This window comes from Mucilaginibacter sp. HD30, assembly GCF_054061755.1.
The window spans coordinates 3414758-3441741 of sequence record NZ_JBSSEO010000001.1 but is presented as its reverse complement, the minus strand read 5'-3'; the positions used below and the strand labels follow the sequence as shown (position 1 = coordinate 3441741).

Annotated in this window: 22 protein-coding genes; 13 read left to right on the top strand and 9 right to left on the bottom strand. The window is 44.7% G+C overall.

Annotation, left to right across the window (positions count from 1 at the left end):
* Positions 1-6: 6 nt before the first annotated feature.
* The 4 genes from ACVW2L_RS16380 to ACVW2L_RS16365 all read left to right on the top strand — a co-directional run bounded on the left by ACVW2L_RS16380 (position 7) and on the right by ACVW2L_RS16365 (position 2296).
* The gene (locus tag ACVW2L_RS16380; protein WP_457129032.1) at positions 7-1314 is read left to right on the top strand and encodes a BamA/TamA family outer membrane protein; all 1308 of its coding nucleotides are present in this window, start codon (positions 7-9) and stop codon (positions 1312-1314) included.
* A 150-nt stretch (positions 1315-1464) separates the two neighbouring features.
* Positions 1465-1632, top strand: coding sequence for a DUF3606 domain-containing protein (locus ACVW2L_RS16375; protein WP_457129031.1), 168 nt, complete (start codon positions 1465-1467; stop codon positions 1630-1632).
* Complete coding sequence (locus tag ACVW2L_RS16370; protein ID WP_457129030.1) at positions 1629-1850, top strand: hypothetical protein; 222 nt, start codon at positions 1629-1631, stop codon at positions 1848-1850. The genes ACVW2L_RS16375 and ACVW2L_RS16370 overlap by 4 nt, the downstream gene beginning before the upstream one ends.
* A gap of 14 nt (positions 1851-1864) precedes the next feature.
* Positions 1865-2296, top strand: coding sequence for a DUF1810 domain-containing protein (locus ACVW2L_RS16365; protein WP_457129029.1), 432 nt, complete (start codon positions 1865-1867; stop codon positions 2294-2296).
* Here the strand turns inward: ACVW2L_RS16365 and ACVW2L_RS16360 are convergent.
* Together ACVW2L_RS16360 and ACVW2L_RS16355 are read right to left on the bottom strand one after the other, a co-directional pair.
* Positions 2261-2800 (bottom strand): hypothetical protein, encoded by a 540-nt coding sequence (locus ACVW2L_RS16360; protein WP_457129028.1) that lies wholly within the window; start codon positions 2798-2800, stop codon positions 2261-2263. The two genes, ACVW2L_RS16365 and ACVW2L_RS16360, sit on opposite strands and share 36 nt — an antisense overlap.
* A gap of 33 nt (positions 2801-2833) precedes the next feature.
* The gene (locus ACVW2L_RS16355; RefSeq protein WP_457129027.1) at positions 2834-3226 is read right to left on the bottom strand and encodes a hypothetical protein; all 393 of its coding nucleotides are present in this window, start codon (positions 3224-3226) and stop codon (positions 2834-2836) included.
* Between the two features lie 78 nt (positions 3227-3304).
* Between ACVW2L_RS16355 and ACVW2L_RS16350 the strand changes: the two genes are divergently transcribed.
* From ACVW2L_RS16350 to ACVW2L_RS16330, 5 genes are all read left to right on the top strand, one after another.
* The gene (locus tag ACVW2L_RS16350; protein WP_457129026.1) at positions 3305-3700 is read left to right on the top strand and encodes a hypothetical protein; all 396 of its coding nucleotides are present in this window, start codon (positions 3305-3307) and stop codon (positions 3698-3700) included.
* Positions 3701-3702: 2 nt separating this feature from the next.
* A complete protein-coding gene (locus ACVW2L_RS16345; protein ID WP_457129025.1) occupies positions 3703-4278 on the top strand; it encodes a Crp/Fnr family transcriptional regulator in 576 nt (191 codons plus the stop codon).
* A 75-nt stretch (positions 4279-4353) separates the two neighbouring features.
* On the top strand, positions 4354-4800 hold the full coding sequence (locus tag ACVW2L_RS16340) for a carboxymuconolactone decarboxylase family protein (RefSeq protein ID WP_457129024.1): 447 nt from the start codon (positions 4354-4356) through the stop codon (positions 4798-4800).
* A gap of 187 nt (positions 4801-4987) precedes the next feature.
* Positions 4988-8272, top strand: coding sequence for an MG2 domain-containing protein (locus tag ACVW2L_RS16335; protein WP_457129023.1), 3285 nt, complete (start codon positions 4988-4990; stop codon positions 8270-8272).
* Positions 8273-8288: 16 nt separating this feature from the next.
* Entirely contained in the window at positions 8289-11180 is a 2892-nt protein-coding gene (locus ACVW2L_RS16330; protein WP_457129022.1) for an alpha-2-macroglobulin family protein, read from the top strand.
* Positions 11181-11251: 71 nt separating this feature from the next.
* Here the strand turns inward: ACVW2L_RS16330 and ACVW2L_RS16325 are convergent, their stop codons facing one another.
* From ACVW2L_RS16325 to ACVW2L_RS16300, 6 genes are all read right to left on the bottom strand, one after another.
* Positions 11252-12658 (bottom strand): alpha/beta hydrolase family protein, encoded by a 1407-nt coding sequence (locus ACVW2L_RS16325; RefSeq protein ID WP_457129021.1) that lies wholly within the window; start codon positions 12656-12658, stop codon positions 11252-11254.
* A gap of 278 nt (positions 12659-12936) precedes the next feature.
* Positions 12937-14550, bottom strand: a complete 1614-nt coding sequence (locus ACVW2L_RS16320) for a Na+/H+ antiporter (RefSeq protein ID WP_457129020.1) — start codon at positions 14548-14550, stop codon at positions 12937-12939.
* Between the two features lie 134 nt (positions 14551-14684).
* Complete coding sequence (locus tag ACVW2L_RS16315; RefSeq protein ID WP_457129019.1) at positions 14685-15794, bottom strand: glycoside hydrolase family 43 protein; 1110 nt, start codon at positions 15792-15794, stop codon at positions 14685-14687.
* Between the two features lie 72 nt (positions 15795-15866).
* Positions 15867-17126 (bottom strand): alpha/beta hydrolase-fold protein, encoded by a 1260-nt coding sequence (locus ACVW2L_RS16310; protein ID WP_457129018.1) that lies wholly within the window; start codon positions 17124-17126, stop codon positions 15867-15869.
* Between the two features lie 312 nt (positions 17127-17438).
* Entirely contained in the window at positions 17439-20339 is a 2901-nt protein-coding gene (gene gcvP, locus ACVW2L_RS16305) for an aminomethyl-transferring glycine dehydrogenase (RefSeq protein ID WP_457129017.1), read from the bottom strand.
* A 132-nt stretch (positions 20340-20471) separates the two neighbouring features.
* Positions 20472-21188: a pyridoxine 5'-phosphate synthase gene (locus ACVW2L_RS16300; protein ID WP_457129016.1), complete on the bottom strand. Its 717-nt coding sequence runs from the start codon at positions 21186-21188 to the stop codon at positions 20472-20474.
* A 368-nt stretch (positions 21189-21556) separates the two neighbouring features.
* Here ACVW2L_RS16300 and ACVW2L_RS16295 point away from each other — a divergent pair, with 368 nt between their 5' ends.
* On the top strand, positions 21557-24604 hold the full coding sequence (locus ACVW2L_RS16295; protein WP_457129015.1) for an outer membrane beta-barrel protein: 3048 nt from the start codon (positions 21557-21559) through the stop codon (positions 24602-24604).
* Between the two features lie 113 nt (positions 24605-24717).
* On the top strand, positions 24718-25197 hold the full coding sequence (locus tag ACVW2L_RS16290; RefSeq protein WP_457129014.1) for a phosphatidylglycerophosphatase A family protein: 480 nt from the start codon (positions 24718-24720) through the stop codon (positions 25195-25197).
* A 94-nt stretch (positions 25198-25291) separates the two neighbouring features.
* Here ACVW2L_RS16290 and ACVW2L_RS16285 read toward each other — a convergent pair whose 3' ends face one another.
* Positions 25292-25687: a VOC family protein gene (locus ACVW2L_RS16285; protein WP_457129013.1), complete on the bottom strand. Its 396-nt coding sequence runs from the start codon at positions 25685-25687 to the stop codon at positions 25292-25294.
* Between the two features lie 123 nt (positions 25688-25810).
* Between ACVW2L_RS16285 and ACVW2L_RS16280 the strand changes: the two genes are divergently transcribed.
* Together ACVW2L_RS16280 and ACVW2L_RS16275 are read left to right on the top strand one after the other, a co-directional pair.
* A complete protein-coding gene (locus ACVW2L_RS16280) occupies positions 25811-26308 on the top strand; it encodes a hypothetical protein (protein ID WP_457129012.1) in 498 nt (165 codons plus the stop codon).
* A gap of 1 nt (position 26309) precedes the next feature.
* Positions 26310-26972, top strand: a complete 663-nt coding sequence (locus ACVW2L_RS16275) for a helix-turn-helix domain-containing protein (protein WP_457129011.1) — start codon at positions 26310-26312, stop codon at positions 26970-26972.
* Positions 26973-26984: the final 12 nt, after the last annotated feature.

Sequence of the window (26984 nt, the reverse complement as noted above, 5' to 3'; positions counted from 1 at the left end):
AAGGGGGTGAGGTTGAAATATCATTTAAGGCAAATTCTGTTGATAGCAGCTTGCATGGGCTGCTACAGTTATAGCAAAGCGCAAACCGTACCGGTAGATTCGCTAAAAACCGATTCGCTGCAAAAAACAGCGCAACCGGTTGAATCGCTGTCCGGGCAATATGATGTAGGCGATCTTGTTCAGGCTATTTTTCGCTCGCGACAAAAACCCGACTCACTAAAAAAGCGATCGGGCATTACCATCATCCCCAATGTGGCGGCCAACCCCAGCATTGGCGCTCAAATAGGGATCAAAGCCGTAGCTGGCCGTAAATTAGGAACCGACCCTAACACGCTTATGTCGGTAGCGGCCACATCAGCCTCTGTCACAACCAAGGGCATCATCTATTTTTATATTAATCATAATATTTACACCCCCGGCAATAAGTGGAACCTGCAGGGTAATTTGGTGGTGGCCAAAACCGTAACGCCCGATTTTGGGCTGGGTATTGGACAGGCACCCGTAACAGGTAACGCTGCCGACGAGGTACTGGCTAATCCCGAACGTAAGGGCCGGGCGCTGCACTCGCTCTACTTCAACTTTAGGGAAAAGGTATATAAGGAAATTGATAAGGGCCTTTTTGTTGGTGCCGGAGTATCGTTTGATATCCGCCGCAGTATTGATGAAGGTACCGCGGGCAGTAACCCAACGCCTTACAATATTTACAGCGACCGCTACGGGTTTGCGCGGGACCGGTATACCGCAAATGGCTTGTTATTTAATGTGCAGTATACCACACGCGATAACTTGAACCGCGCTTATAAAGGGATCTATTTAGACGCGGGCTTCCGCGCAAACCAAAGCTGGATGGGCAGTAGCCGGAACGCGCTGCAGTTCACTACTGATTTTCGCAAGTATTTCAGTCTTTCAACCAACCACCCCGAGCATGTTATAGCTTTTTGGAACTGGGGGTCGTATCTGTTAAGTGGAGCCTTGCCTTACCTTGAATTGCCGGGTACGGCAAAAGACGCCGGTTTCCGCAGCGGGCGGGGTTATACTACGGCGTATTTTAAAGGTACGCAATACAACTACTCTGAAGTGGAGTACCGTTTCCCCATTACAAATAATAAATTTTTGAGCGGTGTTGCCTTTTTAAACATGCAAACCGCTAACGACGATGCCGGTGTTAAACTATTTGAGCATTGGCAGCCGGGTTATGGCGGTGGCCTGCGGGTTTTGTTTAACAAAGCCACCCGCACCAACTTATGCCTGGACTACGCCTGGGGAAGGTACGGCGCCCGGGGATTTTTTCTGGGTTTGAACGAGGCCTTTTAAATCTTAAAATATAACTATCATCGCTGCCCTCTACAGAGGGGGGTATATCAGCTGTGCGGCTGGGTGTGTGTAATACTGCAATTTTTTTAGCTCTAAGTTAAAACCATCCTCACTTGCGGCTTGTAATAATAATAGCATTAATACAACAATATGAGCACTAAAGGAAGTAAAGTTGAACGCCGTTCTGTATCAGAACAGCCGCACGAATTGAGTTACGAAGCCAAAAAAACCGGCACCAGCAAGGAAGAAGTATCAGCCGCGAAAAAATCGACCGGGACCAACCAACGCAAAGCGGTTGAAAAAAAGCTGGAGAAATGAGTTCGGCATTTGTTAAAGAGGGCGACTACGAGCAATTGAAGGACGTAGCGCCCAACATGGCTTCGCTGCTGATCTACCTGAAAAGTGAGAACGGCTCGCCGGTGGGTGAGCTGCAAGTTCGCTTTAGCCAAAAATACCAGAAAGACGTGCACGAAATGAGTGATGGCCTGGGCTATATGCTGAATGATGAGCAGCAATGGCAGGTAGCACTTGACTAAAGGAGGACAAGGTGATGAGCGATTTAACAAGGTTTAAGGAAGCGCAGAAAAAAGACTATGAAACGGCCTTGGGAGAGGTGCAAGGCGGGCGCAAACGCAGCCATTGGATGTGGTATATCTTTCCGCAGATAGCTGGTTTGGGGTCTACAGATATATCTAAACATTATGCCATTAAAAACCTGCAGGAAGCAACAGATTATTTAATGGACCAGGAACTGGGTTACAGGCTTACGGAGATCTGCAAAGCCTTGCTTGCCTTAGACACCAACGATGCACATGCTATCTTCGGCAGTCCGGATGATCTTAAACTCCGTTCGTGCATGACTTTGTTTGACGCTGTGCCGGCTACCTTCCCGGTATTTGCACAAGTGTTAGACAAATTTTACAACGGCGAAAGAGATCAACGTACCTTACAACTGCTGCAACAGCCGCCGAAACTGGCTTAAAACGCTATCCCGCAGCGCGGAATCACCTTCGGTCATTGCTTCCATCAGTTCCATATGGTGTTTCAGATAATCTGCAGCATGGTGCCGGTCGTGTAGCATCATCCAGTCGGCATTGTAGGCCCAATCTGCATATTTTACTGTCTGCGCATCCGCGCTGATGGTCAAGAGCCGCTCGTCCTCCAGTGCTTTCCGCATCTTTTTAGGCAAGGGGTTCTCTGCCTTGGTAAAGTGGCGCGTTAGCTCCACTACGCAGTTGCTGATATGTTCTGCTTCTACATCATCGTAGCCAAAGGCATTTAATCGGCTCAACAGATCGCTTTGGTTGACCGCGGTTTTTTCTAACAGGTCATGACAAATGCCGATCTCGTAAGTTAAGGGCGTTATCTCAGCAACCTGATTGGCCACGGCAAGCACATGCTCAAAATACGGCGTGTAAGTGTCTTTAATGAGCACCCCATGGTGCTGCGCCCTTACCCAATTTATTAACTGTAGCCTGCGGTTCATTTTTTATTTAACAGGGTTATACGGGTACTGTTTTCAAAACTCATCAGCCGTTGAGCGCTCTTCGGCAAACGGCGAGCTTTGAAAGGTAATGGTTTTATCTAACGGGTTAACTTTAAAGGTCCATTCAGAGGTTTGGTTGTTTTTCTCGGTAATGCTGTCCTCGCAGCCAAAGGTGAAACGAACGTCAAGCACTATTCTGACACTGCCTTTGCCTGTTGTTGCGCAGTAACCAACACGGTCAAAAGCCATCCGCATAACATCCGGCGAACCGCCTTGCCTGAACTCGCGCTGCAGCTCAAGCGCCAATTGGTTGTAGTTGGCGGTAGCGGGTGCAAACAGGTTGTTGAGCAATGTGGCTGCGTCGGTATCTGGCCTGCCAAACCATTCAAACTGTTGCTGGTTAAGCTGGATCTGAAAATTTTCCATGTGTGCAAAAATCAGCATTTAAAAAGTAATGCGGCTATCAACAATGTTTTTCCTAATTTTAGATCTTCACAACGCTACATGAAACCGCTCCACCGCAATCTGCTTATTGCATCAAACTTATACCGCGCATCGGCCCTGTTAACCGTGCTGGCTTATTTTTTAACCGCAAAAGAAGCCGCCTTGCCCGAAGTACTTATTGTAGTCATAACATTAGTTGTGGCTTACCTGATAAGAGCCGGCTTAACATGGCTCAAATGGATATTGCTGGTATGGGATCTGATCTATATCCCGTTTTTTGTAATTGCCCTGATTAAACCGTGGACGGGCAAGGTTGGGATAAACCTTTTGGCCCTGGCTATTGACCTTCTGCAGATAATTGCCCTGATCTTTCTGTTTCTGTATAAAAAGCCGGAGCCGGTAGCAGAACCCGATATTGAAGAACAGGAAGAAGAGCAACCGGCAGATTCTGAATAACGATGCCATCCTCTTTCGTAGCACATATTAAGAAATTTGTTCCGCTTACCGCTGATGAGGAGGGGATAGTAAACGCGCATGTACGTGTGTTAAATATCAAGAAAAAGGCGTGGCTGTTAACCGAAGGGCAGATCTGCCGCAGTAATTACTTTGTTGAAACAGGCTGCCTGCGCATGTACTATATTACCGATAAAGGCACCGAACAGATAACACAGTTTGCAATTGAGAACTGGTGGCTGGCCGATTACATGAGCCTGACGATGCAAAAGCCCTCGCCGTTTTTCATCCAGGCTATTGAAGATGCGCAGGTTGTAGCGCTTGACCATCATAAACAGGAAGAGCTACTTCAGCAGGTGCCAAAAATGGAGCGTTATTTCAGGCTGATGATGCAGCGCGCTTATGCAGCCATGCAAATGCGCATTAAATATATTCACGATCATTCTAAAGAGGAAGTGTACCACCAGTTCAGCGGCCTCTTTCCTGATTTTGTTCAGCGCATACCACAATATATGCTGGCATCTTACCTCGGCCTTACGCCGGAATACCTGAGCGAGATCCGCAAGAAAAAACAGGGTTAACGCATTTCTTAAACCAGTTTAATTTTTGCCCGGATGGGGCGCTGTATGTTTGTCTCAACAAAAAAACATACAACAATGAGCACCAGAATCGACATCCAAAAACAACAGCCCGAGGCGTACAAAGCCATGTTTGCCCTTGAAAAATATTTAAGCACCAGCGCAATACCGCCGCTACACAAAGAGTTGATAAAAATGCGGTCATCGCAAATAAATGGTTGTGCCTTTTGCATTGATATGCACACCCGCGATGCGCGTAAATTAGGCGAGACAGAACAACGCATTTACTTACTGAATGCCTGGCGCGAAGTAGACCATATTTACACCGAAGAAGAGCGTTGTGTATTGGCCATAACAGAGGAAGTTACACTGATAAGCAAGCACGGCCTTACCGAAGAAACCTACGCTAATGCCGCCCTGTTATTTGAGCCGAACTATATTGCGCAATTAATAATGGCAGTAGTTACCATTAACGCCTGGAACCGCATAGCCATATCAACACATCTGCAGCCGGTGCAGGCCTAAGTTTGTAAAATATCTGTTAATAAAGCGGCCCTGCACATGCGGGGCCGTTTTGTTGTTAAACCTATTATGATTGTGGGCGTCAATAAAGAAAGTATTTTGACCTAAAAAAGTACTTACTTTATGGAATTGTAACTATAGCTGCATCGTTAGTTAAACCAATTACAAACGATTAGTTAAAACCTATCGCATGAGAACCTATCTTATTAACCTGTTTAAGTATGTGGCAATGGCAATATTTGTTTTGCCATGCGCCTTAGCATTTGGCCAGATAACGCCCGCCGCTACTGCTGTTGATGAAATTACCCGTTTAGAAAACGCCGTAAAAGAAAGGAAAGCCCTTGCTCAAACCCGCCTGGCGCTTGAGGCTCTTTACAAGCGGGCGGCTAATACCAACAACTACGTTTTGCAGGCCCGCAGTTTAAACAGCTTAATTAAGGTAAAGGACCAGTTAACTGACGACACTTTGTACTTCCGCAACAGCGCAGTTATCGACACATTGCTGGCATCGCCTAAAACTCCATCAACCTTAAAATCAATATTATATGTTATGCAAGCCAGGCGCATTAGCCGGTTTGACCAAAGGCCACGCAGATTTGGTATGGATGCTTATCGCGTTAAGAATTTACCAACAGACTATACTGGGTTAACCTTCCTTCAGCGAATCACACTATCAGTTAAACTGTTGGATAGTGCTCTTGCAGGTACTGCTCCAAAACCTCAGGATACGGCGCAATTTAAATGGCTGGCCTCAAATCCTGACTTTTTAATGTTTACAACCCGGTTTGAGGATGTTGTTTTATTAGAAAAAGTAACTATTTCCGCATTAAGCCAGGGCTTGCCGCTTAACCTGCATAAAACGTTCAGCAAAATATTGACACTGCCTTCCGCGGCCTTTATACACGCCGTGGATAGCCTTACATCATTGGGACGGGACGAACCCGCGTTACATGCTTTAAAGGCCTACCGGGAATGGATGGTGTTGCACAGAACAGAGGACGAAACAAAGCTATTTATTGAGGCCCTGGCACGTAAAAGCATTTACTTATATGTGGAGGGAGATACCGTTGTTAACAGAAGGTATATTGAATACCTGCAAAGCGAAGTAAACTCAAAATATGATGCAATAAAGGCGTTTGCTATTTATCACCTGTGCCTTTTATGGAACCAGGAAGGCAACAGGTATAAAAATTTTTCTGACAGGTATAGCTATTCGCCGCAATTTGAAACCAGGTACCAGTATTATCCGGTAAGGGCGCTGCAACTTTATGAGCAGAATAAGCTGTTGATGGCAAAATACCCCCCTTTTAAAGTACCATTGGAAACAATGGTGGCGCAAATAAAGGCAAAGGCCCTGCGCATTGAAATGGATGACACTTTTGTTCCGGGCGATGATATTCCGTTTAAAGTAACTTATAAAAATACGGATACCCTTTACTACCGCATTGTAAAGATAAACCCTAAGGAACCGGCCGGGAATACTCTGATCATTGCCAATGATGCTTTAATTAAAAGGCCCGTTGTTAGTACAGGCACTTTTGCTATGCCCCTGCCTGCCGACAACAACGTACATGCTACTTATTTAAAACTGGCGGCATTGCCAACAGGGTATTACCGTTTGCTGATGAGTTACAGGCCCATAAACGCTGCAAACGATACACTTAGTAACATTTGTATTAAAGTAACGGGCATAGTGGCGCTTAATACAGATGATCGCGTATTTGTGCTTGATAGAAAAACAGGATCTCCGTTAGCAGGAGCCGGGGTGCAGGCATTTGATACAAAAACCAAGGCCAAAACCAGCGCGATATTAACAGTACCGGCAAGTGGTTATGTTACTGTAAAGAATGTTGCCGATAGCCTGGCCATTATTAATAAGGGCGATACATTAGGATATAAGCCAACGGCAAGTCGAAATCAAATCAACAGTAATATTTATAATAAGGATAAATACGATGATCTTTCAGAATTTTATGATGACAATGTGCGGATGCAGGTATTTGTGGACCGGGGCATTTATCGCCCCGGCCAAACCATTCATTATAAAATAATCTTTTTTACAAATCACCCTAAAACCGGCCAGTCTGTTCTTTTGAATAAAGAAAACCTGGGCGGGGGCGTTTTTAAAACCCTTGTAAAAAATTGGCTTAATAACGGTAACGACTATATTAAGTTATTAGACGTGTTTAATAAAAAAGTTGACTCGGCACGGCTAACTATCAATGAGTTTGGCAGCTTTGCCGGCTCATTCGTTATTCCCAAAACAGCGGCCACCGGTCAATGGCACATTGTGGGCAACCCGAAAACAGATTATCAGAACAGCGGCCTGTTTAAAGTTGAAGAATATAAGCGCCCGAGCATAGCATTGAGCATGGAAAGGCAGAAGAAGATGCTGTTGCCGGGACAGCAATTTGTAATTAAGCTCAAACTACGGTCGCTTAATGGCAGCGATTTGAACAACATAGCGATAAGCTATACAATTACCCGAAATGGTGGCTTACCATCCAACCATCCGGAGGATTTTTATCAAATAAGCTATAATGACGACAGGCTGGTGGACACTACCGGCTACACAGATGCTCAGGGAGAGTTAAAAATTACCGTTAATGATACCGCCCTGTCAAAAGCTCAATTAACCGACTCATTGTCCTGGGGATACGTTTACAATATTAAGGCGAAAGCGATTGATCTAACGAGAGAGAGTACAGAAATTAACGATGCGATTACCGTAACCACACGTCCGGTTAGTATAAATATTGATATGCCGGGCGTAGTTGACAGGAATAGCCTGCCTGCTATAACCATACAAACCACCAATGATTTTGAGGGCAAGCTAAAGCGTAACGTACGTGTTAAAATATACAAGCTGAATGAGTCGCCTCAAGGCAGCAACGCTATAAAACTGGTGGACCAATGGTATTATAAAGAACATGATTGGAATACATGGTTTCCTGAAAAAAGTACGCCGCAGGCAGCTAAACCGAGGGACTTGGTGCTTGATACCGTAATTAATACCGGGACTAATGAAAAACTGCAACTTAATAAAGAAAAACTTGGAGCAGGCCTCTATCAGCTGGAAGCTATTACCCGCGATGGCGACCATACGCTGGGGCAATTTAGCCGGCGTTTTAATGTGTTTGATAGCAAGGCCGGAGAATGGGTTGGCGATGACATTAACTATTTTAATTTAAACACAGCTAAAGCGGGCGACGAAGCTATCTGGTTTACCTCAAGCAGGAGCGAAAACTTCAGCATTTACAGATCTGTGTATGTAAATAACAAAAGAAAGACCATAACCCAATATCAAACCCTATTAGAAAAACCCGGCGTCAGGCAGTGGAAATATCGTGTTCCTGCTGATGCCACCGGCACAGTATTGATCTCAAAGATCTCCGTTAAAGACAATCAACTATCGCGGTCTGAGCGACGGGTGTATATACCGCCAGTATCGACCACCCCCAGAAATAATTGTTGAGCGTTATCGCCGTGTATTGGCTCCCGGAGCAGAAGAAAAATTCACCGTATCTATAAAAACAAAAAACGAAAATACGGCGGCCGAATTAATGACCACCGTTTACGATGCCTCATTGGATAAATTGGTATCGCATTACTGGCAATTGCCATCTACCGCATCAACAGGTGTGTTTTTGCAAAACAACTGGACGTATGCTATAAAGGCGACAGCTTTTGCAGAGAATTACCCGGTTAAAGCATACCCTGTTAATTTATTCAGATACTCGGCTTCCGATAGAGAGAACAGCATTTTATACGCCACAGTAGCGCGTTTAAACGGAATGGATTATTCATCTGAAGATTTGAAAGAGATTTCAATTGTGGGGTATGGAACACAGCGAAAACAGGACCTGACAGGCGCTATAAGTGGTATAAGTATCAGAGGGAATTCTTCGTCTGCGGGTCTTGACGTTACGCGCGTTAGATTAAATGGTAAAGACTTTACCGGCGATGTGAACAGCATTTTACCTGCCGATATTGTTGACATGATTGTATTAAAGGGCGCGGATGCTGCCCAATACGGCGATCAGGCATCAAAAAACGGGATAGTATTGATAAGCACCAACGGCCCCCTTAACTTAACTGAACCGGCTGCTCCTGCGGTTAAAGTGCGTAAAAACTTTAACGAGACGGCTTTCTTTTTCCCGCAGATCCATGCCGGGAAGGATGGGTTTTACTCCTTCAACTTTACCATGCCGGAAACGGCAACCGAATGGAACTGGAAGATGCTGGCCCACACCAAGGATGCGCGCTTTGCCTATTTGGAAAAAAAGCTGCAAACGCAGCTTAACCTAATGGTGCAGCCCAATATGCCACGTTTGCTTTACCAGGGCGATAAAATTAACCTGCAAAGCCGCATAAGCAATCTGGATACTTTAGGCATTGAGGGAAAAGCCACCATAAAAATTGAAGATGCAGTAACCGGCGAAGATATTACACGGCTATTAACCGCAAACACAGCGGTTCCGTTTAATCTGGATAAGAAAAGCACGGGCGCAGTAGCCTTTACGCTAAGCGTGCCTGCAACGCAAACCAATCCGTTAAAAGTTATAATTACAGCAACCGGTGGTGGTGTGGCGGATGCGGAGGAGCATATCATCCCCGTTTTATCATCAAGCGTATTTATCAGGAAAAGCGTTCCGGTAAGGTTTGATGATAAAGCTACCATCAGCATAAGTCAACCTAAATTGCCTGCTGATGCAATAAGTTACGGGCTTGGAATATCCGTCAATCAACAACCCCAGGCATCGCTTATTTACGCTTTGCCCTGGCTGGCCAATTACTCGTTTGATTGCGCCGAGCAAACCTTTAATAAATTAAGGGCGCAGGCCACGGCTTTAAAATTGATGCAGAAGGATACCTCTGCACAAAATGCATTTAAAAACGCGACGGCCTTTATGGACCAAGAGCAATCAAAAACAGGTGCACTGCCCGATGAAATGGCCGACGAAACTATGCCCTGGTTAACCCTTACTAATAATACCGCCGCACAGCAAAAGCAATTGTTCCGCTTGTTAGATACCTCTGTAACCAAGGCAAATATGGATAAGCACTGGCGAAGTTTATACGCGCTCCAAAAAGCCGACGGTGGTTTAAGCTGGTTTGAGGGCGGAGAAAGCAATACTTATATTTCTGCCTATGTGCTGGCAGGTATTGGGCAGTTAAGGCAAATGAATTTGAGCGGGAACAACGCCTCATCCTACCTACAGAAAAACTTTACAGACAAGCTCATCAACTACGAACAAAGCCAATTATTAACGGATGCAACCAATGGTACCGATAAGAATTATACGCTTTACGCGCTATCTTATTGGTTAAAAGAGCAACCCGCATCGCCAGAGTTATTGCAGATGGCGGGTAAGATCCTTGAAAAAGAATGGAGCAGGGTTGGTGAATTGGGGCTACAGCAACAGGCGCTGTTGGTTATCAATACAATAAGATTTTTGCCGGCAGGCAGCGCTATGCGAGCTAAGGCAGAAACACAATTAGCGGATATACGCCAGCTTGCTATTTTGGATGATGCGAATGGCTTACGCTGGAAAGTGATAGCCGACGCCGAAAACATGAACACATCCGCAGAAGAAACAATGGCGGTGTTGGCTGAAGCTTTTGAGCTGAGCGGCAAATATAAAGAGGTTCAACAAGGCATAGTAAAATGGTTGCTAACAGCCAAGCAACAACAACACTGGCAAACAACAAAAGCCACAGCCGCAGCTATTGATATGCTGCAAAAGCAAAAGGGAGGCGCATTTGAAAGGGCTAAATCTTTTTCGGCCGATGTAGCAGGAAAAACGTTAAACGTTAACGATGCTTTGTTGGACGGAAAGCCTGCTGACTTTATAGCCACAAAGGAAATTCCGGCCAATATCACGCTTAAACAAACCGGTACAAACGCTGCAGGTGCCCTAACCTGGTATTATTTTGCTAAGCCGGAAGGGCTGGATACCTTGAACAAAGCGGTAAAAATAAAAAAGGAATTTTTTATTTATGAAGGTAGCAGCAGCAAGGTACGAGCTTTGGCTCCCGGCGCCGTATTAAAACCTGGCGACAAGCTACAGGTAAAACTTACCGTTGAAACGGCCGTCTCGCTGCAATACGTGCATATAAGTGATGCGCGAGCCGCCTTATTTGAACCCGGCGAAAACAGTAGCGGTTACCAGCATACCAAAGGAGTGGGTTATTATCAGTCGGTAAGAGATACCGGTATCGAGTTATTTACCGAAGCTATCCCTCGTGGCCGTTCGGAGTTTGTTTACGATGTGGTGGTAGCGCATACCGGCCAATTTAGCAGTGGTTCTGCTACGCTTCAATGCATATATCAGCCTGCGCAAACGGCCTATAGTAATACACATAGCTTTAAGGCAGAATGATAGCGGCTTGCATATAAATACAAAGCCCGTGCAATGCTGATGCAGGCACGGGCCTTTTTATAATATCTCGCTTATTTAAAATACTTATCTGCCCAGGTTAAAAAGTAGGGCCAGTTTGGTCCGTCGGTATGGCCGCCGGAGTGCTGGCGGAACGCTACATCGCCCTCAACCATGGTCTCAATTTTAGGGAACACGGCTGTTTCCATTGGCTTTTTGCCTAACAGCGTGTAAACCGGACCTGCGGCTGCAGCTGCCATAAACATGCCCGGGGCATCAACCCAGCCATCCTGCCCAACCTTGGCTACTTTGCCACCGCTTATAAATACAGGGCGGGGAGCGCACAGCGCTATCAGTTCGTGCGAATCAATAGGCAGGTCGTTCCATTGGAGTGTGCTGCCATATTTAAGAAAGTTGCCTGCCATCCAATGATACTCTGATGATGCGGTAACGTTCTCAATCACCTCGCCAAAGTCGCGGCGGTGAATTTTAGCCCCGCCTTCGCCGGATGAGCTAACATAAGCGGTTGCCATACGCGGGTTGAAAGCTAAAGCAACAATAGCGCCCTTGCCATAACGCGAGTGACCTTCTATGGCTACTTTCTTTGCATCAACATCTTTGTTGGTTTCAAAATAATCTATGGCACGGTCGGCACCCCATGCCCACGCACGCAAAGCGCCCCAATCATCCGGCTTGCGGAACTGGCCTTTGTTAACCAAACCTATTATGCCTTTGGTTAAACCAGCACCGTTATCAGCCTGTATAGTGCCTGGGTTTAAGTTGGCATAGGCCCAGCCTTTCTCCAAGATCTGCTGCTGTGCGCTTTTAGGGGCAGCCGCTCCACCCGGCCCCCCAGCTCTTGGCGGCCCGAAACCACCGCCAAAACCTCCTGCAGGGCGGGGAGCCAAAAAGTCCTGCCCGCCGAATATCATTATAACCGGTACTGCTTTTGAGGCGCTTTTGGGTACGGTTAGGGTTAGCTGGATATCAACATTAATTGTCGGGTAGGATGAGTTATCTACATGGCCAACCAATTGCTTAACATTTACCGGGATGTTATTTACCACCTGGTCACTGTCTTTATAAACCCTCCAGGTTACTTTGGGTACGTTTTTAGGGATGCGGCCGTATACTTCCTTATCAAAAAGCTCCACAATTTCGGCACGGCGCTTTGGCCATTCTGATGCTTTGGTTACCTTTTTGCCATCGTTAAATTTTAATATTTCGGGCAGCTCCGGGTAAGGGTTAGCTTTTGATTCGTCGTAATTTGCAAAGTTGGCCGCGGTAGAGTCTGAACCATTTCTGGGTGGCCGCATGGCAGTAATACCCAATTGCTTCATCATGTCGTTACGGTCGGCCTGGGTTGCATCGGCTGCCGCTTTTTGGGCCGCCAGCTGTTCCGGCGTAGCTGCCGGGCGCTGCGCAAATGCTGTTGTAGCAAAGGCGGCGCAGATAAAAATAAGTGCTGTTATTCTTTTCATTTATAATTTAGTTTAACGGGTTGCGGTGTTGGTGTTGAGCTACTGATCTGCCGGCACAATCAGCTTAAAGATAAAAATTATTGCAAGCCGCAATATAACACGCAGATAAAATGCTTGTTACAATTGTTAAGTGTACAATAATAAATATGGCTAATAATGAGCAGGATAGCACACTATTACGCTTAAAGGAGCAGGCTATTTCGATTGAGTGTTTTTTGGGGAAATCCCTGCTTCAATTGTCTAATCAACAATAATTGATTTCTGTTGATGTATAATTATTACTCGGTATGCTCAAAATGCTGGTGCAGCTTCTCTTCCTCCAGGTCAAGCAGATCAAATTGGTGCTTTACCAGTTCATCGCTAATCTCTTCTTTTTTGTTGAGGGCATGAAGCAGTTTGCGTTGCTCTTTTAGCAGATGCGCCATTATCTTCAGATAATCGTTATAATAAAACTGTTCGCGCGCATGGTTGTCGCCTTTGTCCCAGTCTTTCAACAGTTTCATCTCGGCGTTGTAGCGCATTACCAGACTTTGCACCATGCCGTTATTCTTGCAAACATCATTATAATGCTCGTCTAAAATAGTCAGCGACAAATGCGCCAGTTTTTTGCGTACCAACTGCCTCTGCTGCTCCATAGACGACCCGACCAAGTCTGGGTCGGGCATGTTTACCCATTTTACAACCAGCGGCAAGGTAAGGCCCTGAAACACCAATGTAACCAGTATGACGGTAAAGGTTATAAACAGTATCATATTGCGGTTAGGAAACGGAGCTCCATTAGTTAATGTTAAAGGGATACTTAGCGCCGCCGCCAACGATACCACGCCCCGCATACCTGTCCAGCCCAGCATGGTTGGCGCACGCCAGCCGGGGTTTGGGTCGGCTACGGTGATGATCTTACTCATTACCATAGTTATAATAGTAGCAGCATAGGTGCATAGAAACCGGCCAACTATTAAAACAGCAGTAATAATAAGGCTGTATTCAATGGCTGAGCTTAGTCGCCCATCTAACTGTTTTATAATAATCGGAAACTCAAGTCCTATCAATATAAATACTATTCCATTCAGCAAAAAAGCAACCGCTTGCCATACGCTGATAGATTGCAGGCGGCTATGATAGGATAATACCTGAAACCTGCGCGCCGACAGGAACAACCCGCCGCTTACTACCGCTAACACGCCCGAAAAGTGGAAGCTCTCTGCCGTTATGTACATTACATAGGGGCTCATAAAAGTAAGCACCACATCTGTATTGGCAGAGGTTGGCATCCAGCGGTGTATGGCGTAAAACACCAAAGCCACGGCTAAACCGATGCCAATCCCCATCACAATAACTAAAACAAAGTTTACTGCGGCATCCTGAAAAACAAAGGTGCCGGTTAACAAAGCAGCCAGTGCGAACCTAAAGACCACCAAACTTGATGCATCGTTCAGCAAGCTTTCGCCTTCAACAATGGTAACAAAGCGTTTGGGTACCTTGATGTTCTTTAAAATGGCGCTAGCCGAAACAGCATCGGGCGGCGATACAATACCCCCTAACAAAAAGCCGGTTGCCAGCGTAAAGCCGGGTATAAGCGCTGCCGATACAAACGCCACCGCGCACGATGTTATGATAACTACCGGAAACGCGAAGCTGGATATTACGCGCCGCCATTTCCAAAAGTCTTTCCACGAAGTGTTCCAGGCAGCTTCGTACAGCAGGGGCGGTAAAAATATCACGAAGATCAGATCGGGTTCCACCTCTATGCCTTGCAAAAAAGGTACAAAGCCCAAAGGCAGGCCAACCAGTACAAGTAAAATGGGATAAGCTATCTTAATTTTCTGCGCCAGCATTACCACAAAAAGGATGATGACCAGCAAACAGGAGTATTGTATTACGGCGTGATGCATGCACCTAAAATACGATAAAGTATTTTAAATTTTATGCGATGTACAGCGTGACCGCACCGCCTGATAGAACAGTAATAAGACGGGTATGCCATTGAATAGTTTCTACCCCACAGCCTTAAAGCAATTACAGGGCGTTATTTTATCTCTACTTTCCAATGCTCTGCAATAGCCTTTAGCTCAGCTTTGGTAAGGTAAGTAACGGCGCCATGTTTGGGGCTGGTAAAGTTGGAGGTCTTCATTGCGCCTTCGTTAAAATGGCCCAGATTAGTAAAGTTTACAAAATCAGTAGTTTCGCTAAAGCCCATATTGCTTGGGCGTGCGCCGTAAACGTCGTACATTAATACATACTTATCTGTTCCCAGGCGTTTAAACACATTAGGCGCTTCGGTTGAAACCTTTTCAGGATCTATCCGTCTCTCGCGGGTAGCCGGAAAACCGCTGTTGATCTTATCAGATACAGACTGCCAGATCTTGCCATCACCTACATAAAACATTTGGTATTTGTCGCCTACCCTGGTAATGTCAGCATCTATGCCGCCAATTTCGGTAACGCGTTGTGGTACTGCCTCCAGCTTGGTAAAATCGTCGTTAGCATACGCCCAATAAATGCCCGCGTTTTTGTTGTTGTAACGGATGGTAAAATACACCATCATTTTCTTTGCTGCGGGATCATAAATAGTTTCGGGTGCCCATGAGCAATCAATGTCTCCCAATTCAGGGAAAGCTTTGTCTACTCTGAAGTCAGAATGTGTCCAATGGACCAGGTCATATGATTTCATTAACACTAGAGCGCGGTTATTGCCCCAGCCATATTTTTCCTGCGGGCGTTCCCATTCGGTATCTCGAAAACCCGCACGTTTGCCAGAGATATGCAGATCAGTCATAGCTACATAAAAGGCGCCATCTGGTCCGCGGGTAATATGCGGGTCGCGTACACCTTTTTGTTCGGCTAATTGAGAGCCAATAAAAATAGGTTGCCCGCCGTTAACATCTGTAAACGTATATCCATCGGCACTGACAGCCAGGTAAGCTGATTGATTTTGATCTTTAAAATACACCAGTAGGTAGCCCGACAGGTCTTTTTCGTTAAACTTCTTTTTTGGTTGAGTAAGCTTTGAAACCAACTCAATGCCGGTTGGGGCAACTGGCATTGCAGCGGGCGCAGGTGTTTGCGAAAACGCGGTGCCAAAATTGATCAGTGCCAATGCGGCCACTAAGGCGCTTTTAAGTTTTACTTTCATCATCTCAATTTGTAACAAAAAAAATGTGGAGATAACTATCCGTTATCTCCACATCAAAATTAATATTATTTGAGCCTATTTGAACAGCTTTGGAGCCATTTCAAGTAAGCTGCGACGCCAGGTTTGGAACTCATGCGCTGTTTCTGGAGAAACATAAGTGCTTACGCTATAGCCGGCACCTTTAAGGTCAGCTTCCATTTTAGTCAACGCTGCAGATCCACCTTCTTTGCTGCCGTAGCTAACAAAAATATGTTTTGGTTTTTCTTTACCTTGTAGTTCAGTAAGGTTGTAGTTACCACCGCTTAACAAACCCCAATAGGCAAATACATCTGGTCTGGCCAATGTAATACTGTGTGTTTCCATACCACCCATTGAAAGACCAGCCATTGCGCGGCTATCTCTTTTTGCAATAGTGCGGAAGTGTGCGTCAACATAAGGGATAAGATCGTTAATTAAAACTTCCTGGAATGCAGGAGGGCCGCTAACTTCGCCTTTGGTAATACCATTCAAAACGGTACCACCACCCATCATACCACCAGCGCCAGCAGGACGTGCAGCAGGAGCAGCACCGGCAGCCGGTGCACCAGCTGGAGCAGCGCCACCGGCAGGAGGAGTTGCAGGACGACGAGCGCCGCCGCCCGGGCCATTACCACCAACGTTAGTCATGCCGTAAGTCATTACAACAATGAAAGGTTTTATTTTGCCTTCAGCAATCATATTATCCATGATTATGCCGGCTTTACCTTGAAGAGGCCAAGAAGTTTCATTCTCGCCCCAGCCATGTTGCAGATATAATACAGGGTATTTGGTTGAACCTTTTTCATAGCCCGGAGGAGTATATACTACAGCAGGTCGAGCGCCAAATGTTGAACTTGCTGATGGGAACGTGATATTTTGCAAAATACCGTGTGGAACATTTTTTAAAGCATAAAAATCCTGGTCATGAGCAGGTACTTCTACGCCGCTTTCCCAACGCTGAGAACCATAGAAATTTCCTGTTCCCGGGTCGTTAAAGGTTGCGCCATCAACCGTAAGGTGATAGTAGTGAAAACCTTCGTCTAATGGTGTGCTTGTTCCGGTAAAATAACCGTCCTCGCCTTTTACAAGCTTGGTGCCTTTAGATTGATCTCCGCCCAAGCCAAGACCCACGCTAATACTTTCAGCTTTAGGGGCTAAAATGCGAAAACGCACACGCCCTTCAGAATTTACCATTGGGTAATCCTGTAGCGGTTGGTTAAATGAGGAAGGCTTAAAGTCCTCCTTTATTGTTTGGGCGTGGCTGTAACCACCCGCTAAAACAGCGGCCAAAGCAATAGCTAATGATTTTGATTTCATTGTACTTGTTGGTTAATGTTTAATATATCGGTTGTTTTATTTGGTTTTTACTACATCGATGTAGCCGTGAACACAAACTTATATAATTTTAAATGTAATTTTCACAATAAAAATTAATTTCGAACGTAGCGACTGACACATTTTTGTTACATCTCGACTAAAAAGATAGTTGGCGCGACTATATAGCAGGTATATATAGCTTAATTTTTAAGTGATTTTAACATAATAAAAGCGACGATAAGACAAAAAAAATGTGCAGACAATCTATTCAATCATCTGCACATTTGCACATCTTCTTATCTGCACATCAACTCACGTTCCGTATTCCGGTGTGGTTACTTCGCTTTCTTCAAATTCATAATCGCTTAACGGAGGGCACGAGCAAATTAATGTCCGGTCGCCATAGGTATCATTCACTCTGCCAACTGACGGCCAGAATTTATGCGCAGCCACATAAGGCAGCGGGAATGCCGCGGTTTTACGGCTGTATGGATGTTCCCACTCATCGGCAGAAATAACTGTCATGGTATGCGGCGCATTTTTTAACGGGTTGTTTACTTTGTCGGCTGCACCTTGTTCTACCTCGGCAATTTCCTTGCGGATTGCTATCATGGCATCGCAAAATCGATCCAGCTCGTGCTTTGGCTCTGATTCGGTTGGCTCAACCATTACGGTACCGGCAACGGGGAACGAAACAGTTGGCGCGTGGAAACCATAATCCATTAAACGTTTGGCTATATCAACCACCTCAATACCCGCGGTTTTGAATGACCGGCAATCCAGTATCATTTCGTGTGCGCATCTTCCTTGCGAGCCCGAGTATAGAACCGGGTAGTGGTTCTCTAAGCGCGTTTTTATATAGTTAGCATTCAATATAGCGTAACGGGTAGCATTGGTTAAACCATCTGGCCCCATCATGGCTATGTAAGCGTGTGATATGATCAAAATAGAAGCAGAACCCCACGGAGCGGCAGAAACCGCATGGATGGCTTTACCATTATCAATGTCAACTACAGCATGGCCCGGCAGGTAAGGTACCAAATGTTTGGCTACGCCGATAGGACCCATACCAGGGCCACCACCGCCATGCGGAATACAAAATGTTTTATGCAGGTTAAGGTGACAAACATCAGCACCAATATTAGCCGGACTGGTTAAGCCAACTTGTGCGTTCATATTGGCGCCGTCCATGTAAACCTGTCCGCCGTTTTGGTGAATGATCTCGCAGATATCAATAATTGATTCCTCGAACACGCCATGGGTAGAAGGGTAAGTCACCATCAGGCAAGAAAGTTCGTCTTTATACTGTTCAGCACGGGCTTTCAGATCGGTTACGTCAATATTGCCATTGTCGTCGCATTTTACCACAACTATCTTCATCCCGGCCATAGCTGCCGAAGCAGGGTTGGTTCCGTGTGCAGACGAAGGGATCAACACAATATTACGATGATGATCGCCACGATCATGATGATACGCGCGAATAACCATTAAGCCGGCATATTCGCCCTGCGCACCGGCGTTTGGCTGCAAGCTCATGGCTGCAAAGCCTGTTATCTCGCTCAGCCAGCGGTTCAACTCATCAAATAGCTGCATATAACCACCGGTTTGATCAACCGGTGCAAATGGATGCATACGGCTAAACTCGGCCCAGGTAACAGGTACCATCTCGGTAGTGGCATTCAACTTCATGGTGCATGATCCTAAAGCGATCATGGAGTGGCAAAGCGAAAGGTCTTTTGTTTCCAGCGATTTTATATATCGCAGCATTTCATGTTCAGAATGGTGCGTGCCGAAAACAGGATGAGTTAAGTAAGCCGATGTTCTTTGCAAATCAGCAGGGATCACTGTTTCAACAGGCACATCAATAACTGTATCATTAAGTGTTTTTCCTTTTACTTTGGCAAATATTTTCACCAGCGTTTTAATATCATCGGGCAGAGTGGTCTCGTCAACAGCAATAGTAATAACCGATCCCTGGTAATTTAGATTAAGATCGTTGTTTAACGCCTCTGAATGAATGGCGTTTACAACATCGCCAACTTCAACGGCAATAGTATCAAAATAGCTTTCGTTAAGCAGGCTATATCCTAAATCAGCCAATGCATTGCTTAAGGTAATGGCTAAACCATGCGCCCTTTCGGCAATAAGTTTCAATCCCTGCGGGCCATGGTATACGGCATACATGCCGGCCATAATAGCCAGTAAAGCCTGCGCGGTACAAATATTAGAGGTAGCTTTATCTCTGCGGATATGCTGCTCCCTGGTTTGCAGCGCCATACGTAGTGCATAATTGCCTCCGCTATCAATGGTTACGCCTATTATACGGCCCGGCATAGCGCGTTTGTATTCTTCTTTGGTTGCAAAAAAAGCAGCATGCGGACCGCCAAAGCCCATGGGTACTCCAAAGCGCTGGGTTGATCCTACAACAATGTCAGCACCCCACTCACCCGGAGGGGTAAGAAGTAGCAAGCTCATTATATCCGCAACTACGGTTAGTTTGATGCCTTTTTCATGCCCGCGCAATGCAAATTCAGCATAATTATAAACTGCGCCGTTACCTGCCGGATACTGTACTATCGCGCCAAACATGGTGTCATTTAACTCAACGGTTTGATGGTCGCCTATCAGCAGTTCAATGCCGTAAGGCTCGGCGCGGGTTTTTAATATATCTATGGTTTGCGGAAAAACTTCTTTTGACACAAAGAACGTTTTTGCTGCCTGGTTTTTACGCAGACTGTATTGCATAAACATGGCTTCGGCAGCAGCGGTACCTTCATCCAGTAAGGATGCATTAGCTATTTCCATACCGGTAAGGTCAATCACCATGGTTTGGAAATTAAGCAATGCCTGCAAACGTCCTTGGGCAATTTCGGCCTGGTAAGGCGTGTATTGGGTATACCATCCCGGGTTTTCTAAAATGTTTCTTTGTATAACGCCCGGTACTATTACATCATAATACCCCTGACCTATATAGCTTTTAAAAACCTTGTTTTTTGAAGCCGTTTGCTTCAGATCCCGCAGATAAGCAAATTCGCTTTTAGCAGCCGGAAGATTTAGCGGAGCTTTTAAACGTATTTTTTGTGGGATGGTTTGTTCTATAAGCTCATCAAGCGTTGCTGCGCCGGTAACCTTCAGCATACTGGTTGTGTCGGTTTCGTTAGGGGCAATGTGCCGGCCTTCAAACCGTTCCTGGTAGGATGTATTTAAGATCATTTAATGGTACTTGTGTTGTTGCGCAAAGGTACATTTTAAATAATTGTGAGCCAATTGTTACGTCAATTGTTGACAATTCTGAGCAGGGGAAATAGTATTTGGCAAATTGTTGCTTAGTGCCAATTAAATTGCTCAGTTAAGCTGTCTTAAATACATTTGTATGGTATTTTCCAAACCGTAATATAATGCATCGCAAACAAGTGCATGGCCAATGCTCACTTCAAGCAGCCCCGGTATATTTTGGGCGAAATATTTTAAGTTGTGCAGGTCAAGATCGTGCCCGGCATTTATCCCTAAACCTACCTTATTAGCCACTTCGGCAGCTTTTATGTAAGGCGCAATTGCTGCCTCCTTATTTGCATGAAATTGATGTGCGTAGGCTTCGGTATACAATTCTACCCTGTCGGTCCCTGTTTGGGCGGCGGCTTCTATCATTTCAACCACAGGATCTACAAAAACAGATACGCGTATGCCTGCATTCTTAAAAACCGGAATGATATCCCGCAGATATTGCTGGTATTTAATGGTATCCCACCCGTGGTTAGATGTAATTTGCCCCAACACATCCGGCACTAAAGTAACCTGCGCCGGCTTGTTAGCCAATACAAGATCAATAAATTTTTGCTCTGTGCAGTTACCCTCTATATTAAATTCGGTTGCTATGGCTTCCTTCAGGTCAAAAACATCCTGATACCTTATATGTCGTTCATCGGGCCGTGGATGTACGGTAATTCCCTGTGCACCAAAACGTTCGCAATCTAACGCTGTTTTAACCAGGTCGGGATTGTTGCCGCCGCGCGAGTTACGCAGCGTTGCGATCTTGTTTATATTGACAGATAAATGCGTCATTAAATAGAATATTAGTTTACAAATATCAAAATTAACAAGACAATATCTGCCATCTGATAGCGGTTTTGATTAAGCATATAAGGGGCTGAAAATAATAGACCATAATAAAACAATAATTTATCTGTTAGGTTCTCCACATTACAAAAATGAGGGTATATTTGCGCTTGTGTTATTTATACACGCAAACGTTTGAAAATATCCCAAAAAATAGCTCATTATCATAGAAATGTAACAATTATAATGATAATAAAGCGAGTATGTAACAATCGTATTGGTGTTCTCTGTTAAACGTAATATATGTTGAACCTTTGCATCTGATATGATAAAATATAATATCTATCGACCTTTTTAACGAGTATAAAATCTGTATGAAATATCTTTTATTACCTTTTGTTTTTGCCTTCTTTATTGTTAACAGTGCTTTGGCGCAAAACAATAGAGCGGTATCGGGAATGATAATTGACAGCACAAAATTGTCTGTTCCGGGTACTACTGTAAAGTATGTATCAAACGCTGGCGACAGCACAACTACCGTTACGGGATTGGACGGAAAGTTCACCTTTAACAACGTAGGCGGTACCGGGATGACGCTAACCATAACCTCTTTAGGTTATGAAGGTGTCCGCAAGCGTTTTACATTTGCTGATGGCGATTTTAAACCGCTTGATCTGGGTTCTATCGTACTGAAAGCTGAAAGCAAAGAGCTGGGTGTCGTAACCGTTCGTGGGGTAATACCTGTAAGAATAAAAGAAGATACTGTAGCATACAGCATTTCTGCTTACCCGGTGCGCCAAAACGCGCCTGTAGAGGATGTAATTAAGAAACTGCCGGGTGTTGAGGTTGATGCGGCTGGTAACGTAACTACCCAAGGTAAATCAGTAACAAAAATTCGTATTAACGGTAAAGATTATATGGGCGGCGATTTACAGGCTGCAACCCGTAACCTGCCTGCCGACATATTAGAAAGCATACAGTTAATTGACGATTACGGCGATCAGGCCAACTTAACCGGCGTTAGAACAGGCGAACCGGATAAGATCATTAACCTTACTATACGTGCCGACAGAAATAATGGCTATTCATTACAAGCAACTGCCGGTGGTGGCCGCGACTTGTTGCCTAAAGGCATAGATGGTGCCGATGTTAATGATAACAGATACAACGGTTCTGTTAACTACTACAACTTTAAAGGTAACAGGCAAGTTACTGTATTGGCAAACGCCAATAATACTAACACCAATCTTTTCAACTTCAACCGTGGCGGCGGTGGAGGCGGCGGCAACTTTGGCGGCGGCGGTGGCAACTTTGGCGGTGGTGGCGGCGGCAACTTCGGTGGCGGCGGCGGCGGCGGTGCCCGTGGTGGTGCAGGCGGCGGTGGCGGCGGCGCAGGTGCCAGCAACCAAAGTGGTATAACCACAGCCCGGTCTATAGGTTTTAATTATCGCGATCAATACGGCGAAAAGGTGCAGTCATACGGCAGTTACAGCTTTAATGACAATACTACTAATACAACAAGTACTAACAGAACAATTAACCCGGGTTCTCCCCTGTTAAGCACAAGTAACAGTGTTTCACGTACCAGTCCTACAAATCACCGCTTCCAATACAATTTAGAGTGGAGACCAGATTCTGTTAATTATTTAAAGGTGGTTCCATCTTTCAGTAGCGCCAGCAGCGATTCTTACAGTGAAACCAGTTCGCAAAACAGTAACGTTAATTCGGGCGTGGTTAATACGTCATACAAAACAACCACTGCCAGTAATTCAACTGCACCAACATTTGGCATCACGGCGTTATTCAATCACCGTTTTTCATCTAAAGGGCGTAATTTAAGTATCTTTTTAAATGCCAATTCTTCTAAAACAACATCTTACAGTAACCCCATTACGCAGTATCTTGTAGGCGAAGCACCTAACAAGGACGTGCCGCTAAACCAGCAAATAAATCAAAAAAACAATGCTACTTCATATGCCGGCAATATATCTTACCTTGAGCCAATAGGTAAAACATCATACCTTGATCTAAACTATACTTACACCCATTCTAATACAACGAATGATAGAGTAACATATAATTTAGACGGGGCATCTCCTGTAATAACTCCGCTCTTAACCAATAATTACAACTTTACATTCACTACTCATAAGGTAGCGTTGAATTATCGCTTAATAGAAACTAAATACAATTTAACTTTGGGTTTGGGTGTTCAGCCATCTACGTTAGAGGGTCAGTCATCAAGAACCACGGTTGGAACCAAGAAAAATCAGGTGAACCTGGTTCCAACAGCACGTTATATTTATAACTTCTCAAGAAATGAGTCGCTTACTATTAATTATAACGGTAGCGCCACCCAGCCAACTTTTGACCAACTGCAACCTGTTAGGGATGTTTCAAACGCATTGTATCCGGTAGAGGGTAACCCTAACCTGCAACAACAATTCGCTAACAATATTTCTGCACGTTTCAATAAATTTGGTATATCATCCGGTAATTTGTTTTTCGTTAACTTGAATTATAGCCAAACCGGCAACGCGGTTGTTTCACGTACCACTTATATTTCAACGCCAAGTACGCTGTTCCCTTTAGATCCTACAAAAGATCAAACTACCACTTTAACCCGTTATGTTAATGCTGACGGTAACTACTCATATGGTGGTAACATTACTTATTCAAAACCATGGGCAGAACGTAAGTACACTGTTGCTGTAAGCGCTAACGCTAATTATGCAAATAGTGTTGGTTTTGTTGATTTTCAAGACAGAACGGGTATAGAATCTGCTACACAGAAAAATATTTCAAAAACTTTGAGCATAAGACCTGGTGTGCGTTTCAGACTTGATTTGACAGACATAATTGATGCGCAAGCAAGTGCCAACTATACTATCGCTAAAACAAATAACTCATTAACCCTTTTAGGTACAAACCAAAATTTGAACACCCGCACCCTTGATTTAGGCTTAGACGGTAAAAACTATTTTGGCGACTGGACTGTGAGTTATAACTATACCAAGCAAGTAAACTCGGGTTATAACCTTGGTAACGTATCAAACCCTAACATTATAAGTGGTTATGTAGAGCGCCGTTTCTTACAAGGCAATAAGGCCACTATCAGATTGGCCGCGTTTGACTTACTGAATCAGAATACAGGCTTTACCAATAATGGTAATACACAATCACAAGTTAATCGTTTGGGTCGTTACGTAATGTTATCATTCACACTACGCCTGCAAAAATTTGCAGGCAGGTCTGCTACGCAAGAGAGTGACAGAGACAGAAGAGGTGGACGTGATGGCTTCGGCGGTGGTCCAGGCGGGCGTGGTGGCCAAGGCGGGCCGGGTGCTGGTGGCCCAGGCGGCGGCGGTAACTTTGGTGGTGGTCCGGGCGGCGGTGGTCCTGGTGGCCCCGGAGGTTTCTAATCCAACCAAAAGCTAAACATAAAAAACTAAAAAAAAACCTGTGGCGTAAGCCACAGGGTTTTTTATTAAGCCTTGTTCCGATTGATAAAACCAATTATTTGTAATTTGGCGCCGTGAATAAACTAATTGCATCAATATTAGGCATTGGCTACATTAAGGGCGGCGGCACCATTGCAGCTGCGGTAACCTGCGTTATTATATGGCTGCTTTGGATTGCCGGCGTTTCGCCGCATGTATTTTTGGCGATGTGTTTATCGGTAACCTTAATTGGTGTTTACGTTGGCAACCAGGTTGAACCTGAATGGGGTAAAGACAGCTACCGGGTGGTTATTGACGAAGTTGCCGGCATGTGGATAAGCGTGCTTTTTTTACCGCAAAACCTTTGGCTGCTCATCGCCGGGTTTATCCTTTTTCGTTTTTTTGATATTGTAAAACCGTTATACATCCGCAGGATGGAAGCATTTAAAGGAGGTTGGGGCGTTATGCTGGATGATGTTTTAGCAGGTATTTACGCTAATATTATATTGCAGGCAGTTGTATTTTTCATACCCCGCTTTTTTGGAGAATATTCGCTTGATATTCATTTCCGGTAGCGCATTAACGGGTGTTTTGTAGGGTAGCAGGTAGGGTGCTACGCCCTACTACAAACTGCTACACAACCCGGGTTTAAAAAAATTTCGCATTACATTATTGCTGTTGGCCCCGCTCAACCACTTGCCACATATTTCCTTCCGGATCGGCAAAGGCGCGCACACGGCCACCGCCTATCGCATCTATCAGGTTGCTGGTCCAGGTAACATTATGGCTGTCTAAATGTGCAATGGCCTGGTCAATATCTTTAACCCGCAAAGCCAGGTGCGACCAGCCGGGTGTCCAGGTAGTACGTTCGGGGCGCGTGGTATCGTCAACAGGCATTACCTCAAAAAGGGAGTTATCAGGCGCACGCAGCATCCAGACAGGTTTTTCGTGGCGGAAGTACTTAACGTACCCGAGAACATCGCAATACCAATCGGCCATTTTATCTACGTCCTTTACTGCAATGGCGGGGTGATCAATGCCGGTTAAGCCTAAATCTGTACTCATATTAAATTCTTTAGGGCAAGGTAATTATTTAAATGCTTTTATCGTAAGCCTCAATAGCTGTGGTACGTTAGAATTTAATCTTAGCTATTCATATTTATTCAGATCATTCGCTAATTTGCCACTATGAATATTTCAATTGGTATAATTGATTTTTTAATGCTGGCATTGGTTGTGCAGGGATTGATACTGTCAGTTGTGTTGGCTTATTCTTCAAAAAAGATTGAAAGCAACCGTTATATTGCTGCATTCATTTTTGCTATAGCCGAATCAACTTTGTTAATGGAGCTTGATTACTTAGGTCTTCTGCAAAAATATCCTTCGCTGCTTACTGCTATAGTACCTTTAAACATGGCGTTGGGGCCTTTGGTTTATTTGTATGCCCGCGGCATTGTATTTGGCATCCGGCAGCCCCACAATATTTTCATTCATTTTGTGCCGACTATATTATATATGAAGCACCAAATTATATGGCTGCTTTATATATTGGGTGTTTTGTCAATTCCTTTTATTAGTGATCTGTACGTTTTGCCTTTTACCCAAAGAGTGCTCTTTGGGTTTAATAGCCTGTGCGCTTATCCCTGCGTTCCTGTCCTTAGTTATTTATTCATTTGTTACCTATAAAATGGTGGCCAATCATATTGGTGACAAAAACCTATCAACTTACAAAAAAGCCGACCTTCACTGGGTAAAAATGTTGGTGCAGATAGTGGCTGTTTTGATATTAATATGGTTTGTATCCATACTTGTTGGTTACATCTTCCCGATAGCCGATATGGAGCCCTGGTTCCATTACTGCTTGTACATTCCTGCTATTGTATTTGTTTATTGGTTGGGGATGATGGTTTACAAGCGGCAAAAGATTATGACCAAAGACGAGCTGCTTGAATACGTTAAACAACCTGTAAAAACGCATTTTAAAGAAGAGGAAGCATCGGGTTATTATACCCGGCTTAAACATTTAATGGTTGCAGATAGCTTGTATATTAATCCGGTTTTAAAAGTTGATATGCTTGCCGCGCGCTTATCCATCCCCGAAAAAGGTTTATCCAGTTTATTGAACCAATATGCAGGCAAGAACTTTAACGATTTCGTAAACGAGTTTAGGGTTGAAGAAGCTAAAAAGAAACTGATAGATCCGCGGAATGCCAATTTCACCATTGCTGCCATTGCCTTAGAATGTGGCTTTAACTCGTTAGCCACCTTTCAGCGCGTATTTAAGCAGACTACCGGGGTAACGCCAAGTCAGTATCAGAACGATGCGAAAAAATCATTTGGCGGAAAGTAATCCTCAAATCCC